General features: G+C 72.8%; 14 protein-coding genes. 5 read left to right on the top strand and 9 right to left on the bottom strand.

What is annotated here, in order from left to right; translation table 11 throughout:
* Positions 1-88: 88 nt before the first annotated feature.
* The gene (locus tag BJK06_RS07925; RefSeq protein WP_156794802.1) at positions 89-1,213 is read left to right on the top strand and encodes an esterase family protein; all 1,125 of its coding nucleotides are present in this window, start codon (positions 89-91) and stop codon (positions 1,211-1,213) included.
* A 3-nt stretch (positions 1,214-1,216) separates the two neighbouring features.
* On the opposite strand, the gene BJK06_RS07920 is transcribed toward BJK06_RS07925, so the two are convergent.
* Complete coding sequence (locus BJK06_RS07920) at positions 1,217-2,236, bottom strand: agmatine/peptidylarginine deiminase (RefSeq protein WP_070417437.1); 1,020 nt, start codon at positions 2,234-2,236, stop codon at positions 1,217-1,219.
* Complete coding sequence (locus BJK06_RS07915; protein WP_070417436.1) at positions 2,233-3,267, bottom strand: nitrilase-related carbon-nitrogen hydrolase; 1,035 nt, start codon at positions 3,265-3,267, stop codon at positions 2,233-2,235. Before BJK06_RS07915 ends, BJK06_RS07920 begins: the two co-directional genes overlap by 4 nt.
* A gap of 60 nt (positions 3,268-3,327) precedes the next feature.
* On the opposite strand from BJK06_RS07915, the gene BJK06_RS07910 reads away from it, so the two are divergent.
* Positions 3,328-3,768 carry a VOC family protein gene (locus BJK06_RS07910; RefSeq protein ID WP_070417435.1) on the top strand — a complete coding sequence of 147 codons (441 nt, stop codon included), beginning with the start codon at positions 3,328-3,330 and terminating at the stop codon, positions 3,766-3,768.
* A 108-nt stretch (positions 3,769-3,876) separates the two neighbouring features.
* On the top strand, positions 3,877-4,695 hold the full coding sequence (locus tag BJK06_RS07905) for an SDR family oxidoreductase (RefSeq protein ID WP_070417434.1): 819 nt from the start codon (positions 3,877-3,879) through the stop codon (positions 4,693-4,695).
* A gap of 12 nt (positions 4,696-4,707) precedes the next feature.
* On the opposite strand, the gene BJK06_RS07900 is transcribed toward BJK06_RS07905, so the two are convergent.
* A complete protein-coding gene (locus BJK06_RS07900; protein WP_070417433.1) occupies positions 4,708-5,550 on the bottom strand; it encodes a helix-turn-helix transcriptional regulator in 843 nt (280 codons plus the stop codon).
* Between the two features lie 127 nt (positions 5,551-5,677).
* Between BJK06_RS07900 and BJK06_RS07895 the strand changes: the two genes are divergently transcribed.
* A complete protein-coding gene (locus BJK06_RS07895; protein WP_070417432.1) occupies positions 5,678-6,610 on the top strand; it encodes an SDR family oxidoreductase in 933 nt (310 codons plus the stop codon).
* Here the strand turns inward: BJK06_RS07895 and BJK06_RS07890 are convergent.
* Together BJK06_RS07890 and BJK06_RS07885 are read right to left on the bottom strand one after the other, a co-directional pair.
* A complete protein-coding gene (locus BJK06_RS07890; RefSeq protein ID WP_070417431.1) occupies positions 6,603-7,256 on the bottom strand; it encodes a DUF1345 domain-containing protein in 654 nt (217 codons plus the stop codon). The two genes, BJK06_RS07895 and BJK06_RS07890, sit on opposite strands and share 8 nt — an antisense overlap.
* Before the next feature lie 492 nt (positions 7,257-7,748).
* Positions 7,749-8,831: a VanZ family protein gene (locus BJK06_RS07885; RefSeq protein WP_070417430.1), complete on the bottom strand. Its 1,083-nt coding sequence runs from the start codon at positions 8,829-8,831 to the stop codon at positions 7,749-7,751.
* A gap of 136 nt (positions 8,832-8,967) precedes the next feature.
* On the opposite strand from BJK06_RS07885, the gene BJK06_RS07880 reads away from it, so the two are divergent.
* Positions 8,968-9,414, top strand: coding sequence for a hypothetical protein (locus BJK06_RS07880; RefSeq protein WP_070419315.1), 447 nt, complete (start codon positions 8,968-8,970; stop codon positions 9,412-9,414).
* 64 nt (positions 9,415-9,478) lie between these two features.
* Here the strand turns inward: BJK06_RS07880 and BJK06_RS07875 are convergent, their stop codons facing one another.
* The 4 genes from BJK06_RS07875 to BJK06_RS07860 all read right to left on the bottom strand — a co-directional run bounded on the left by BJK06_RS07875 (position 9,479) and on the right by BJK06_RS07860 (position 14,095).
* The gene (locus BJK06_RS07875) at positions 9,479-10,816 is read right to left on the bottom strand and encodes an NAD(P)/FAD-dependent oxidoreductase (RefSeq protein WP_070417429.1); all 1,338 of its coding nucleotides are present in this window, start codon (positions 10,814-10,816) and stop codon (positions 9,479-9,481) included.
* On the bottom strand, positions 10,816-12,180 hold the full coding sequence (locus tag BJK06_RS07870; RefSeq protein ID WP_070417428.1) for an FAD-binding oxidoreductase: 1,365 nt from the start codon (positions 12,178-12,180) through the stop codon (positions 10,816-10,818). The genes BJK06_RS07875 and BJK06_RS07870 overlap by 1 nt, the downstream gene beginning before the upstream one ends.
* 2 nt (positions 12,181-12,182) lie before the next feature.
* The gene (locus tag BJK06_RS07865) at positions 12,183-13,514 is read right to left on the bottom strand and encodes an aspartate aminotransferase family protein (protein ID WP_229084930.1); all 1,332 of its coding nucleotides are present in this window, start codon (positions 13,512-13,514) and stop codon (positions 12,183-12,185) included.
* Between the two features lie 98 nt (positions 13,515-13,612).
* Positions 13,613-14,095 (bottom strand): Lrp/AsnC family transcriptional regulator, encoded by a 483-nt coding sequence (locus BJK06_RS07860; protein WP_070417426.1) that lies wholly within the window; start codon positions 14,093-14,095, stop codon positions 13,613-13,615.
* Positions 14,096-14,119 lie beyond the last annotated feature (24 nt).

The raw sequence follows: 14,119 nt of genomic DNA, 5'->3' as shown, positions 1-14,119 counted from the left end.
GAACCGCGGGCGCTCTCCCGGCACGGCTCCCTACGATCGGCTCGGCACGACCGGCACCGGGCCGGACGCCGACGGACGAGGACGACCGATGACACGGACACGAGGACTGCTCGCCGCCGGGCTGGTGGTCGGCCTCGCGCTCGGCGCGGCCGGTGGGTGGGGGATCGCCCACGCGACCGGTGCGGGTGGGACGGGCTCCGCCGCTGGCGGGCGGGCCGTCGCTGCGGAGCCGAGCCGCGCCTCCACGGCCCGCGCGACGACCGTGCCGAGCGCACCCCCCTCCGCGCACGCCCCGATCGCGACCACGGCCGGCGGGATCCCCGCTGCCGAGGCACCCGGGTCCACTCCCGCGCCGGCGAGCGTCGACCTGGCGCGGACGTGGACCGCTCCGGCCGACCTGCCGACGCAGGGGCGGCTGCTCCGGGTGACCATCCCGGCCACGCGATCGCACTTCGTCGCACGCCAGGCCCTGCTGTACCTGCCCCCGGCCGCGCTCACCGCCGACCCACCGGCGCTGCCCGTCGACGTGCTCCTGTCCGGCCAGTCCCGCGGAGCCGGTCCCGAGGACGTGCAGACCGGCGGGGCGATCGAGCAGACGATGGACGCGCTCGCGACCGTCGACCGTGGCCTCGCACCGATCGTCGTCGTGCCCGACCAGCTCGGCCCGCGGTCGGCGAACCCGATGTGCGTCGACGGGGCGCTCGGCAACAGCCGGACCTACCTCACCGAGGACGTCCCGGCGTGGGTGACGAGCCACCTGCGGGTGCAGACCGCGGCCTCCGCGTGGACCATCGGCGGGTTCTCGCAGGGTGGGACGTGCGCGATCCAGCTCGGGGCGGGAGACCCCTCGCGGTTCGGCAACCTCATCGACGTCTCCGGCGAGGACGGGCCCACGCTCGGCAGCGAGACGAAGACCGTCGACGAGGGCTTCGGTGGGAACCGCGCGGCGTGGGCGGCTGCGCAGCCGGCGGCACTGCTGCGTGCCGGCGCGCCGTTCCGGGACTCGAACGCGTTCTTCGCGGCCGGGGCCCTCGACACCACCTACGGGCCCGTGATGCCCGTGATGGCCGGGCGGGCCCGGGCAGCGGGGATGCACGTCGCCACGTGGGTGGTGCCGGGCGGGCGGCACAGCTGGGTGACGGCGCGGGCGGCGCTCGCCGCGGGGCTCGACTGGTTGCAGCCGCGGGTGGGGCTCGGGGCGCCGGCGACCTGACGTCTACCGAGCCGCGGACTCCTGCTGCGTGATGCAGTGCAGCCCACCGCCCCGCGCGAACACCTCGCGCGCATCGATCGTCCGCACCTCGCGCCCCGGGTACACGTCCGCGAGGATCCCCCGCGCCCGCTCGTCCGCCACCGGCTCCCCGAACCCGCACGCGATCACCGCGCCGTTCACCACCACGTGGTTCACGTAGTTCCAGTCGACGGGTCCGTCGGCGTCGGCGAGCGTCGCGGGTGCGGGCAGCTCGACGATGGTGGCGTCCGTCGCCTCCTCGATCGCCCGTCGGACGATCGGCATCACGAGGTGGTCCGGGTGGCCGGGGTCCGGCTGGGCGTGCAGCAGCACGGTGTCCATCGCGGCGCCGGCGAAGGTCGCCACCATGTCGACGTGCCCCCGGGTGCCGAAGCCGTCGTAGTCGCGGGTGAGACCGCGGGGCAGCCAGACCACGTCGGTCGCGCCGATCGTGCGCGCCAGTTCCTGCTCCACCCGCGCGCGGTCGGCGTAGGGGTTCCGGCGGGGATCGAGCTGGACCGTCTCGGTGACGAGGACGCGTCCGGTCCCGTCGACGTGGATCGCGCCGCCCTCGTTCACGAGCAGTGACGGGATCCGTTCCACGCCGGCGGCCGCGGCGACGGTGGCGGCGACCTCGGCGTCGCGCGTCCACGTCGACCACGGGTTCGCGCCCCAGCCGTTGAAGACCCAGTCCACCGCGCCACGGGCCCCGGTCACGTCGTCGACCACGAACGTCGGACCGATGTCGCGCATCCAGAAGTCGTCGAGGGGCGCCTCGAGCACGTCCACGGCGCCGGACAGGAGGCGTCGGGCGTCGTCGCGCGCGACCGGGTCGACGACCACGGTGACGGCCTGGTACTCGCTGATCGCGTTCGCGGTCGCCGCCCAGACGGCACGCGCCGCCTCGGCGCTCGCCGGGTCGTCGCCGAGCGTCAGCCCGGGCCGCGGGAACGCCATCCAGGTGCGTTCCTGCGGGGCGGTCTCGGGAGGCATGGCCCAGGTCATGCGCGCACCTCGCGTCCGGTGGGGGTCGCCGCCACGGCGATGGCCGCGTCGATCGCGTCGCGTGCGCCGTACGCGTGGCGTTCCTCGTCGACGGGGGCGACGAGCGTGCCGTACAGGTCCGGACGGCGCGTGACGTAGAAAGGGAAGAGCCGGAGCCACTCCGTGCGGGCGTCGAGGTCGAGGTCCGCGACGAGCACGACACTCGCATCGCGCGGTGCCTCGACGAGGACGCGGCCGAACGGGTCGGAGATGAACGACGAGCCGTAGAAGGTGATGTCGCCCTCGTCGCCCCAGCGGTTCGGGACCACCATGAACTGCCCCGAGGTGATGCCGTTCGCCACGATGACCTGCCGCCAGATCGGGGCGGTGTCGAACGCGGGGAACGACGGCTCGGACCCGATCGCCGTCGGGTACGCGAGGACCTCGCTGCCGGCGAGACCGTACGACCGCGCGACCTCGGGGAACCACTCGTCCCAGCAGGTCGGCAGGCCCACACGGGCGCCGAGTCCGGCCGGCTCGTACACCGGGAAGGCGTCGGCGTCGGAACCCGGGCGGAAGTAGGTGTCCTCGTAGTAGCCGGCGCTGATCGGGATGTGCGTCTTGCGCGTCCGTCCGACCAGCGTGCCGTCCGGGGCGACGAGGACGGCCGTGTTGTAGCCGCGCGGGTCCTCGGGCCGGTCGTCGGCGGCCGGACGCTCGTACAGCGAGGCGTGCACGAACACCCCGTGCTCCGCCGCCCGGGCGCGGGCGAACGCGACCGTCGGGCCGTCCTCGAGCGACTCGGCCGACTCCTTCGGTGCGCCGGTCGCGGGGGTGTCGCCCGGGTAGCGCGAGAGCGTCAGTTCGGGGAGGAACACCGCGGTGGCGCCGTTCGCCGCTGCCGTCGCGATGCCGTCCGCGAGCTGGGCAAGGTGGGCCGCGGGATCCTCAAGCCACCGGGACTGCACGAGGCCGACGCGCAGGCGGCGTCGGGGTCGGCCGGTGTCCTCGTGCAGGGGAGACGGCTGCGGTGTGCCGGTGATGACGTCCATGACGCCATTGTTGATCGCACGATCAACGAGCGCAACCCCCTCGAGGTGTTGTGTGGACGCATGAGCGAACCCATCGTCACGCCGCTCGGCTTCTCGCACGTCCGGTTGACGGTCACCGACATCCGACGCAGCAAGGCGTTCTACGAGCAGTTGTTCGGGATGCCGCCCGGGAGCGACTTCAGCGACCAGATCGACGACCCGACGATCCACGACGACCCGTGGCGGACCTACGGCGGGTGTTCCTTCACGTTCGGCGGGCAGACCCTGGGCCTGCGGCCGGTCGCGCTGGCGGGGGACCGGTTCGACGCCGACCGGGTCGGCCTCGACCACGTGTCGTTCCGGGTCGCCTCGGTCGACGAGCTGCACGCCGCGGTGGGCCGGCTCGACGCGGCGGGGATCGAGCACGGCGAGGTGACCGGCCTGCCGCCGTTCGGGCTCGTGATCCTGTCCGTGCAGGACCCGGACGACGTCAACCTGGAGTTCGCGGCGCCCCGGGCGTGAGTCGGTGTCGCCCGAGGGGCTGTCCGGTCGGCGCGCGCGTCCCCCGGGCGTCGAGGTGACACCCGTGCCCCGGGCGTTGGCTGATCCGGTCAGACAACAGGAGGACACATGAGCAAGACCTGGTTCATCACCGGCGCGTCCAAGGGCTTCGGCCGCGAGTGGACGGAAGCGGCACTCGAGCGCGGGGACTCCGTCGCCGGGACCGCCCGCAACCCCGACGACGTGCACGACCTCGTCGACCAGTACCCGGACACGTTCCTCGCACTGCAGCTCGACGTCACCGACCGTGCGGCCGACATCGCCGCGGTCCAGCGTGCCGCCGAGCACTTCGGCTCCCTCGACGTCGTCGTCAACAACGCCGGCTACGGCCACTTCGGCATGGTCGAGGAGCTCACCGAGGACGAGGTGCGCGCGCAGCTCGAGACGAATCTGTTCGGTGCGCTCTGGGTCACCCAGGCGGCGCTGCCGATCATGCGCGAGCAGGGGTCCGGACACATCGTCCAGGTGTCGAGCATCGGCGGGATCAGTGCGTTCCCGACGGTCGGGGCGTACCACGCGTCGAAGTGGGCGCTCGAGGGGATCTCGCAGTCGCTGGCCCAGGAGGTCGCGGGCTTCGGCATCCACGTCACCCTCGTCGAGCCCGGCGGGTTCTCGACGGACTGGTCCGGTCCGTCCTCGAAGCACAGCGAGGAGATCGCCGCGTACGCCGACGTGCGCGAGGCCGCGTCCAAGCGCCCGTCCGCCGCCGACCCGGGCAAGCCGGAGGCGACCCGGTCGGCGATCCTGAAGGTCGTCGACGCGGACGAGCCGCCGCTGCGGGTGTTCTTCGGCAAGGCGCCGCTCGGCATCGCGGAGCGAGACTACGAGTCGCGGTTGGCGACCTGGCGCGAGTGGCAGCCGGTGGCCGATGAGGCGCACGGCGCCTGACGACCTCCGAGGTCAGGCGCGACCGACCGCCGAGCCGACCACGGCGAGCAGCCGGAGTCGCTCGGCGGTCTCGCTGCCGGGTTCGGCGGTGTACACGAGCAGGTTCTGCGAGCTCTCGGGGTCCTGCAGCACCTGGCACTGCAGGGTGAGCAGCCCGACCTCGGGGTGGCGGTAGGTCTTCACGTCACGCGGGCGGATGCCGACCTCGTGGCGCGCCCAGACCTCGCGGAACTCCTCGCTCGTCGCGAGCAGCCGTTCGGCCAGGTGTGCGGCCCGGGAGTCGGGTCCGCGGCGAGCGATGACGGTGCGGAGACCCGAGGCGTACATCCGGGACAGGAAGGGGTGGTCCTCGACCGGGTGGACGTCTCGGGACGCCGGGTCGTCGAACCACCGGTACCCGATGCTCCGGTCGTCGCCCCGTCGGCCGCTGGCGTCACCGGTGAGTTCGGCGGCGAGGGACGTCTGCTGCAGCGTCTCGCCCAGCTCGGTGACGATCTCGGCCGGGCTGTCGGCGAGTCGGTCGAAGATGCGCATCATGCCGGGGCTGACGTGGTCGCCGCCGGACGCCGCGGTCGGGGGCTCGTGTCCGGCGAGGCGGAAGAGATGGTCGCGCTCCGCGATCGTGAGGCGCAGGCCCTGCGCGATCGACGCGAGCATCTGGTCGGACGGCTGCGGTCCGCGCTCCCGTTCCAGCCGCGCGTAGTAGTCGACGGACATGTTGCTCAGCAGCGCCGCCTCCTCGCGCCGCAGCCCGCTCGTGCGACGGCGCTGGCCCCGGGGCAGGCCGACGTCCTCGGGCTGCAGGGCCGTCCGACGGCTGCGGAGGAAGTCCGCGAGGGACGCTCGGTCGATCATGCGCCCATCCTCTCCCGGGGCGTCGACCGCAGCCACGGATCGTCAGGCCGTGGTTGCGTGTGCACGACGCGGCGACGATCGTCTCGGGTGCCGGATCGGGTGCTCACCACGACGGAAGAGGCGGACCATGGCACGGAACGAACGACTCACCCTCCCGGACCTCGGCGGGCGCCGGGTCCTGGTGACCGGAGCAAGCGACGGCATCGGACTGGAGATCGCCGCGCGCTTCGCCGGCGCCGGGGCGGAGGTGGTCGTGCCGGTGCGCAACCGCGACAAGGGAGCGGCGGCCGTCGCCCGGATCACCGCGCAGCACCCGGATGCATCCGTGCTGCTCGAGGACCTGGACCTCTCCTCGCTGGAGTCCGTGTCGACGCTCGGGGAGCGGATGCGGTCCGAGGGCACGCCGATCGACGTGTTCGTGGGGAACGCCGGCGTGATGAACCCGCCGGAGCGGCAGACGACCCGGGACGGCTTCGAGCTGCAGTTCGGCACGAACCACCTCGGGCACGTCGCACTCGTCGGCGCCCTGCTCCCCCTGCTCCGTGCCGCCGACGGTCGGGTCGTGATGCAGTCGAGCGTGGCGGCGCAGCGTGCCTCGATCCGGTGGGACGACCTGCAGTCCGAGCGGGACTACGACGTCGCGCGGGCGTACGGGCAGTCGAAGCTCGCGTGCGCGCTCTTCGCCCTCGAGCTCGGTCGGAGGAGCCGGGCCGGCGGGTGGGGGATCACGAGTGCGGTCAGCCACCCCGGCGTCGCACCCACGAGCCTGCTCGCCGCACGCCCGGAGATCGGACGCTCGGGCGACACCGTGGCCGTCCGGCTGATCCGCTGGCTGTCGGCGCGCGGGCTCCTCGTCGGGACCCCGGCCTCGGCTGCGGAGCCGGCACTGCTCGCGGCGACCGACGCGGACCTCGACGGCGGTTTCGTCGGTCCGACCGGACCCGGGCAGCTCGGCGGACCCGCCGGCCGTCGGAAGCCGTGGGCGCCGTTGCTCCGTGACGACGACGCCGCTCGGCTCTGGGACGTGTCGGAGTCGCTCGTCGGGAGTTCGGTCAGCTGATGATGTTGACCGCGCGAGAGATCACGAGCGCCAGCAGGATGAACCCGCCGATCGACTGGTAGGCCATGATCATCTTCGCCCGGATGGTCATCGGCATCGTGTCCGTCGGGCTGAACGCCATCATGTTCGTCAGCGCGACGTAGAGGTAGTCGAGGTACACCGGCCGCCAGGCCGCTGTCTTCGGGTCGGTCTCCTGCGGGAACTGGAAGTCGGCGCGGTCGGTCACCCACAGCCCCGGCTGCCGTCGGGCGACGGGGCCGCCCCGGTCGAGCTCCCAGTACACGAGCCCGAACGCGATGATGCTGCTCACCCAGACCTGCAGGGCGGTCAGGAGCACCGCGCCGCCGTCGGGGTGCCCGTGCAGCAGCTCGTCGATCGTGCGGACGACGGTCAGCTGGTTCGCGACGGTCAGCAGGACCGCGAGGCCCGTGGACAGCCACCGCGACCAGGTGGTCTCACGGGTCAGCCGCCGAGGGTTGAACACGATGAGCGGGGTGAGGAGCAGCACCCCGAGGAGCGGGACCACCCAGGACGGGAAGAACAGGACCTCGTCGGGCAGGAACAGGCTCAGCGCGAGGTTCACCAGCACGGCGACGGCGACCGGCCCGCGGTGCTCGTGCCGGGGTGTGGTCCGCGTCGTCGTCACGGCTCCGAGTGTGGCACTCGAACACCGTTCCAGGGCCGTGCGACCCGTGAGGGTCCGGTCAGTACGACCCCCGTGTCGCTCTCACCGGAACATGGAACATCAGTAGGCTGGTGGCGGGCCGCGTCACCGCCGGAGCGTGGCCCGAGCAAGGATGAAGCCCACCGCTGGGGAAACAGCGATGGGCTTCGATTTGCTCTCCGAGTGGAGAACGAGGGACACGATGCGTCCCGAGCTTGAACACGGAACCAGTGTAGCCCGATCACCGTCGGGTCGCACGTCCCTCGGCCCCTGCTCTTCGTGTCCGCCGGCGCTGACACGGAAGGTGGTTCGGATGTCCTCCGACGACGAACCGCGTCGACGCCGTCAGGTGCCGTGGTTGGGGATCGCGACGTTGCTCGTGACCCTAGCCCGGCTCCTGCACGACGTGTGGCGCAAGGGTTGAGCCCAGGGTGTCCCGCGCTCTTGCCGGCGCGGGGCACCCGTCGGACCCGCTCAGCCGACGCGCGCCGGCACCCGGTCGTCCTCGACCTCCGCCCGGATCACCGCGAGCGCGAACCCGCGCCGGCCGCGGGTCGCCCACACCGCGATGACCGACGTCACCGCGAGCACGAACGCGAGGAACGCGGAGAACGGGACGTCCACGGCGAGCAGTGCCGCCCACCCGCCGGAGCCGAGCGCCCAGCGCACCACGCGCCTCCCGGTCCCCGGTGTCGGGGCCGGACGGAGCCGGACGACGTGCTCACCGAGTGTCCGGCCCGTCGCGAGCACGACCACGAGCTGTGCGAACGGGGCGACCAGTGCACCGGCGGTGATGAGCGTCTCGAGCACCGGGTCCTGGTCGTCCCGCCCGGCGATCGCCCACGCCAGGGCGGTCCCGACGCTCAGCGTGCCGGACAGGAGCCAGATCGCCAGCACGTCGGCGAGCATGCCGGAGAACCGTCGTGCCGCGGTGACCGGGCGAGGGGCATCCGCGTCGGTGGTCCGCCCCGACCCGGCGAGCAGTCCCACGAGCGGGGCGAGGAGCGTGCCGACCACGGCGCCGGTCGTGTTCGCGAGCAGGTCGTCGACGTCGAAGAGGCGGTACGAGCACGGGTAGAGGAACCAGTCGCCGGTGAGCTGCGTCGTCTCGATGAGCAGGGACACCACGAACCCGGCGCCGAGCCCGACGAGCAGGCCGACGAACACGCGCCTCCGGGCGACCGCGTGCCGGGCGAGGGCACCGAGGGGCACGAAGAGCAGCACGTTGAACAGGACCTGCGCGGACGCCGGGTTGGACAGCAGCGACCGGGGTCCGGAGATCCCGCCCTCCTTCGCGACGTCCCCGAGGAACGCGAACGGCGTCAGCTGCGGCGAGGCCGTGTTCCGGCACATCGTCGCGACGTCGTCGGGCAGCGGCAGCAGCGTGTAGGTGACGAGCGCGAGGGCGTAGACGAGCGTGCCGAACGCGACGAGCGAGCGTCGGAAGCCGAGCTGCCCGTGACGGCGGTACTCCCACGCCGTCCACGGCACGAGCGCCCCGACGGCGAGGACGACCCCGACGACGAACGCGATCACGCCTGGCAGCACGGTTCCCATGCGGTCGACGGTACTGACCGCGCGGGCGGACGGTGCCGATGTCAACCGCTCGGAGGACCCGGGATCGATCCGACGTCGCACGGGGTCGCGTCGCCCGGAGGACGATCCGCGGGCGGTCGGTGCGCAGGCTGGTGGCATGTCCGAACGCAACCGACCCACCGTCCGTCTCCTCGCCGCCGCCGTGGTCGCCGGCTCCGTCGCGGTGTTCGCGACCGGGTGCAGCTTCGTCCAGCAGCAGACGGGCGATGCCTGGTCCGTGACCTACGAGGTCCGCGTCGACCAGCCGAGCGGGGCCGCGCTCACGGACGTGCGGGTCGAGGGTGCCGAGCGACGGGGCGAAGCGCCCGCGGTGCACCGGCTCGACGAGCAGGAGACCGGGTCCTCGGACGGCGACGGGTCGCAATGGGAGCACGACGCGATCGTCCTCGCCGAACAGCGGGCGTCGGTGCGGGCGACGCCGGGCGCCGGGTCCACGGCGACGTGCCGGATCCTGCTCGACGGGAAGCGCGAGATCGCGAGCGAGACGTCGGCGCGGCCGGGCGACGCGGTGCGGTGCTCGGCGGACACCCCGGCCTTCGACTGACGGAGCATCACGCCCGACCGGGCGGCGGGAGTCGGCCGGATCCGGCCGACTCCGGCCCCGCCCGTCACCCGGGCAGCGGCCCCGCCAACGACCCGGCAGACACCTCGTGCCCGAGCAACCGCCCCGCCGCCCGCAGCCCGGAGAGCAGGGCCCCGTGCACCGTCGCGGGGTCGTCGCCCCACGTGGCCTCACCGGCGAGCTGCACCCGCCCCGACGGGGTGCCGAGCAGGTCGTGGTCGTCCGGTGACGCCCCCACGTGCAGGTACGAGTACGACCCGCGCGCGAAGGGGTCCGCCGCCCACCGGGTGATCCGCACGCCGTCCGGCTCCGGGACCGTGGGCCCGAACATCCGGCGCAGCGCCTCGACCGCCTCGTCGACGACCAGGGCATCGGGCAGCGACTCGATTCGCCGCGCGCCGGCACCGCCCACGAGCGCCGCGAGCACCGGTTCGCCGGTCACCCGGGACATGTCGTACCAGGAGTGCCAGTCGACCCCGGCCGGACCCTGCTGCCGCACCACCCAGTCGTCACCCCAGAACCGCTCGGGGAACCGCAGGAACACCTTGTCGTAGACGCCCATCCCGAGTCGGCCCATCGCGTCGAGCACCGCGGGCCCGAGCGGTGGCTCGAACGTGATCGCGCCAGCCTGCAGCACGCCGAGGGGTGCCGTGACGACGACCTCCGCAGCGGACACGGTCGTCCCGTCGGCGAGCCCGACGACGACGCCCGAGGACGACGAGCGCACGGCGGCGACGACGGAGGACAGGCGGACGTCGAGCCCGGCCGCCAGGGCGTGCGCGTACTGGGCGTAGCCGCCGGGGAACACCACCTCGTCGCCGGCGACGTGCTCCTCGTCGAGCCCGTGCGCGTCGAGCACGGTGACCGGGGCGCCGCAGAGGTCCTCGGAGCGGTGCGCCGTGTACTCGCGGATCCGCGCGGCCCGGTCGCCCTGCCACTGCAGGGACCGCAGCGCGGTGTCGACGGCGGACGCGTAGGTCGCCGGCGGCGGGGCGTCGGCGACCACCGCGGCGAGGGCCGCGTCGACGGTGTGCAGGTCCGCGACGAACGACGCGGCCTCGGGCGCGGTCAACCGCCGTCCGGACGGGGCGTGCCAGCCGATCGGCCGCCCGTCGAACTGGAAGCTGCCGACGGTGAACTCGACGGTCTCGATCCCGAACGCGGACGCCAGGGACCAGAGCGGGTTGCCCTCGATGCCGTGGATCCACGAGGCTCCGAGGTCGACCGGCACCCCGATCTCGTCGTCGGTCCAGGTGCGGCCACCGATGCGGTCGCGTGCTTCGAGCACGACGACGCGCTGCCCGCCCTGCACGAGCGCTCGAGCAGCGGCGAGCCCGGCGACCCCGGCCCCCACGACGACGACGTCGGCATCGCGTGCAGCCATCAGTGTCCTCCGGTCAGCGGTGCCATCAGGCGGGCGGCGAGGCTCGGCCGCCCGGTCAGTGCTTCCTCGCGGTCGGCCAGGTCGGTGGCCACGAGCCCGGCGTTCGCCCCGAGGAACCGCAGCGGCTCCGGCTCCCAGTCCGGCGACCGGTGGTTCACCCACGGCAGCGCGGTCTGCGGCGAGGACACACCCCGCACGAGGTCGGCGAGCGTCCGTCCGGCGAGGTTCGTCGTGGACAGGCCGTCGCCGACGTAGCCGCCGGCGGTCCCGACGTGGCCGTCCCACGTCACCGAGGCGCACCAGTCACGGGGCACCCCGAGGGGTCCGCCCCACGTGTGCGTGACCGGTGCGTCGGCGACGGCGGGGAACAGCTCGACCAGGGACCGCCGAAGGTGCTCGAACACGCGTGGTACCCGGTCGTAGCCGGGGGTGATCGCGGACCCCCAGTGGTAGCGGGCTCCGCGCCCGCCGAACGCCAGTCGGTCGTCCGCCGTGCGCTGCCCGTACACGAGGAGGTGCCGGTAGTCCGAGAACGTCTGCCCGTGCTCGAGCCCGACACGGTCCCACACCGCCGCGGGCAACGGTGCCGTCGCGATCATGAGCGAGTACAGCGGCAGGATGCGCCGCTTCGTCTGCTCGAGCTGCGCGCCGTAGCCCTCGACCGCGATGACCACGGCACCGGCCGTGACGGTCCCGCGCGACGTGACCACGTGCCCTGGACCCCACGAGACGGCGGGCGTGTGCTCCGCGATTCGGACGCCCCGCGCCTCCAGGGCCGCCGCCAGGCCGCGCACCAGCGCTGCGGGCTGGACCCGCGCGCAGTCCGGCGTCCACGCGACACCGGCCGATCCGGCGGCATCGCCGGGGCGTGCGTCGCGGTACGTCATGTCGTCGCCCCACGCGGCCGAGGCGGCGACCTCGTCGCGGGCCGCGCGTTCCTGCACGGCGGAGCGCGCGTAGAGGACGGTGCCGCCCTTGACGTAGTCGCAGTCGACCCCGGCCTCGGACGCTGCGCGCCCGACCTCGTCGACGGTGTCGCGCATCGCTCGACGCAGGGCGAGGGCCGCGTCGCGGCCGTGCTCGCGGGCGATCGCCTCGGCGGACCGCGGGAACAGTGCGGAGCACCAGCCGCCGTTGCGTCCGGACGCGCCGAAGCCCGCGATCTCGCGTTCCACGACGACGACCTGGAGGCGCGGGTCGGCCTGGTGCAGGTACCACGCGGTCCAGAGACCGGTCAGTCCACCGCCGACGATGCAGACGTCCGCGGTGGTGTCGCCGTCGAGCGGCGGGCGGGGCGTCAGGTCGTCGCGGCCGCTCGTGACGAGCGCGTCGAGCCAGAACGAGACGCCCCGGTAGCCGGTCACGGTCAGATCTTCGTCCAGGCCTCGGACAGGACGCTCCGCAGGATCGAGGTCATCTCGCGGAACTCCGGCTGCCCGATGGTGAGCGGCGGCGCGAGCTGCACGACGGGGTCGCCGCGGTCGTCGGCACGGCAGTACAGCCCGGCGTCGAACAGCGCCTTCGACAGGAACCCGCGGAGCAGGCGCTCCGACTCGGCGTCGTCGAAGGTCGTCTTGGTGGCCTTGTCCTTCACGAGCTCGATGCCGTAGAAGTACCCGTCACCACGGACGTCCCCGACGATGGGCAGGTCGCGCAGCGTGTCGAGCTCGGCCTTGAAGAGCGGGGCGTTCTGCTGGACGTTCTGCAGGAGCCCCTCTTCCTCGAAGATGTCGAGGTTCTCCATCGCGACGGCGGCGGAGACCGGGTGCCCGCCGAACGTGTAGCCGTGGTAGAAGGTCGTGTCGCCCGTGGAGAACGGCTCGAAGAGCTTGTCGCTGATGATCGTCGCGCCGATGGGGGAGTAGCCCGAGGTCATCGCCTTCGCGCACGTGATCATGTCCGGGACGAAGCCGTAGGTGTCGCACGCGAACATCGTGCCGATCCGACCGAACGCGCAGATCACCTCGTCGGAGACCAGCAGCACGTCGTACTCGTCGCAGATCTCGCGGACCCGCTGGAAGTACCCGGGTGGCGGGGTGAAGCAGCCGCCGGAGTTCTGCACCGGTTCGAGGAAGACCGCGGCGACGGTGTCCGGACCCTCGAACTCGATCATCTCGCGGATGCGCTCGGCCGCCCAGAAGCCGAACTCCTCCTCGCTCTCGCCGGCGAAGCCCATCTCGGCGGCGCGGTAGTAGTTGGTGTTCGGCACGCGGAAGCCACCCGGCGCGAGCGGCTCGAACATCTGCTTCATCGCCGGGATGCCCGTGATCGCGAGTGCTCCCTGCGGGGTGCCGTGGTACGCGACCGCGCGGGAGATCACCTTGTGCTTCATCGGCTTGCCGCGGAGCTTCCAGTAGTACTTCGCGAGCTTGAACGCGGTCTCGACGGCCTCGCCGCCGCCGGTCGAGAAGAACACCTTGTTGAGGTCGCCGGGGGCGTGGTCGGCCAACCGGTCCGCGAGCTCGATCGCCGCGGGGTGCGCGTACGACCAGATCGGGAAGAACGACAGCGTCTCGGCCTGCTTGGCGGCCATCTCGGCCAGGCGCTTCCGGCCGTGGCCCGCGGCGACGACGAACAGGCCGGAGAGCCCGTCGATGTACTCCTTGCCGTGGCTGTCGTAGACGTGGTGCCCTTCGCCGCGGACCATGATCGGCACGTCGGCACCGGCCTGGTTCGCACCGTGCCGGGCGAAGTGCATCCACAGGTGGTCGCGCGACTTCTGCTGCAGCGCGGCGTCGTCCACCGGTGCGAACGGGTCGTACGAGCCGAGACGGGTGGTGGGTCGTTCGGAGATGGTCATCGCGTTCCCCAGTCGTAGAGCTGTTTGCGGAGTTGCAGGTAGACGAAGGTCTCGGTGCCGGCGACGCCCGGGATCGCCCGGATGGTGCCGTTCAGGAGCTCGATCAGGTCGTCGTCGTCCTCGCAGACGACCTCGACCATGAGGTCGAAGCTCCCGGCGGTCATGACGAGGTAGTCGACCGCCGGGAGCCGTTCGAGTTCGTCGGCGACGGTTCGGGTGTCGCCGCTGACCCGGATGCCGATCATCGCCTGGCGGTGGAACCCGAGTTGCAGGGGGTCCGTCACCGCGACGATCTGCATCACGCCGGTCTCGGTCAGCTTCTGGACGCGCTGCCGGACCGCCGCTTCGCTGAGACCGACCGCCTTGCCGATCTCGCCGTACGGACGGCGCCCGTCCGCCTGGAGTTGTTCGATGATCCGCTTCGAGGTGTCGTCGATCGGTCCCGGACGTCGTGGTGCTGCCGCCATGCCGGACAGCATTGCAGCGCCATCGCCCAGAAAGCA

This window comes from Curtobacterium sp. BH-2-1-1 (assembly GCF_001806325.1).
Taxonomy (GTDB): domain Bacteria; phylum Actinomycetota; class Actinomycetes; order Actinomycetales; family Microbacteriaceae; genus Curtobacterium.
This window is presented reverse-complemented; position numbering and strand designations above follow the sequence as displayed.

Excerpts from the sequence above, each read along its gene's own strand:
- BJK06_RS07885 (WP_070417430.1), bottom strand. The coding sequence starts at position 8,831 with ATGGGAACCGTGCTGCCAGGCGTGATCGCGTTCGTCGTCGGGGTCGTC.
- BJK06_RS07860 (WP_070417426.1), bottom strand. The coding sequence starts at position 14,095 with ATGCTGTCCGGCATGGCGGCAGCACCACGACGTCCGGGACCGATCGAC.
- BJK06_RS07910 (WP_070417435.1), top strand. The coding sequence starts at position 3,328 with ATGAGCGAACCCATCGTCACGCCGCTCGGCTTCTCGCACGTCCGGTTG.
- BJK06_RS07900 (WP_070417433.1), bottom strand. The coding sequence starts at position 5,550 with ATGATCGACCGAGCGTCCCTCGCGGACTTCCTCCGCAGCCGTCGGACG.
- BJK06_RS07925 (WP_156794802.1), top strand. The coding sequence starts at position 89 with ATGACACGGACACGAGGACTGCTCGCCGCCGGGCTGGTGGTCGGCCTC.
- BJK06_RS07895 (WP_070417432.1), top strand. The coding sequence starts at position 5,678 with ATGGCACGGAACGAACGACTCACCCTCCCGGACCTCGGCGGGCGCCGG.
- BJK06_RS07905 (WP_070417434.1), top strand. The coding sequence starts at position 3,877 with ATGAGCAAGACCTGGTTCATCACCGGCGCGTCCAAGGGCTTCGGCCGC.
- BJK06_RS07865 (WP_229084930.1), bottom strand. The coding sequence starts at position 13,514 with ATGCACTTCGCCCGGCACGGTGCGAACCAGGCCGGTGCCGACGTGCCG.
- BJK06_RS07920 (WP_070417437.1), bottom strand. The coding sequence starts at position 2,236 with ATGACCTGGGCCATGCCTCCCGAGACCGCCCCGCAGGAACGCACCTGG.
- BJK06_RS07915 (WP_070417436.1), bottom strand. The coding sequence starts at position 3,267 with ATGGACGTCATCACCGGCACACCGCAGCCGTCTCCCCTGCACGAGGAC.
- BJK06_RS07875 (WP_070417429.1), bottom strand. The coding sequence starts at position 10,816 with ATGGCTGCACGCGATGCCGACGTCGTCGTCGTGGGGGCCGGGGTCGCC.
- BJK06_RS07880 (WP_070419315.1), top strand. The coding sequence starts at position 8,968 with ATGTCCGAACGCAACCGACCCACCGTCCGTCTCCTCGCCGCCGCCGTG.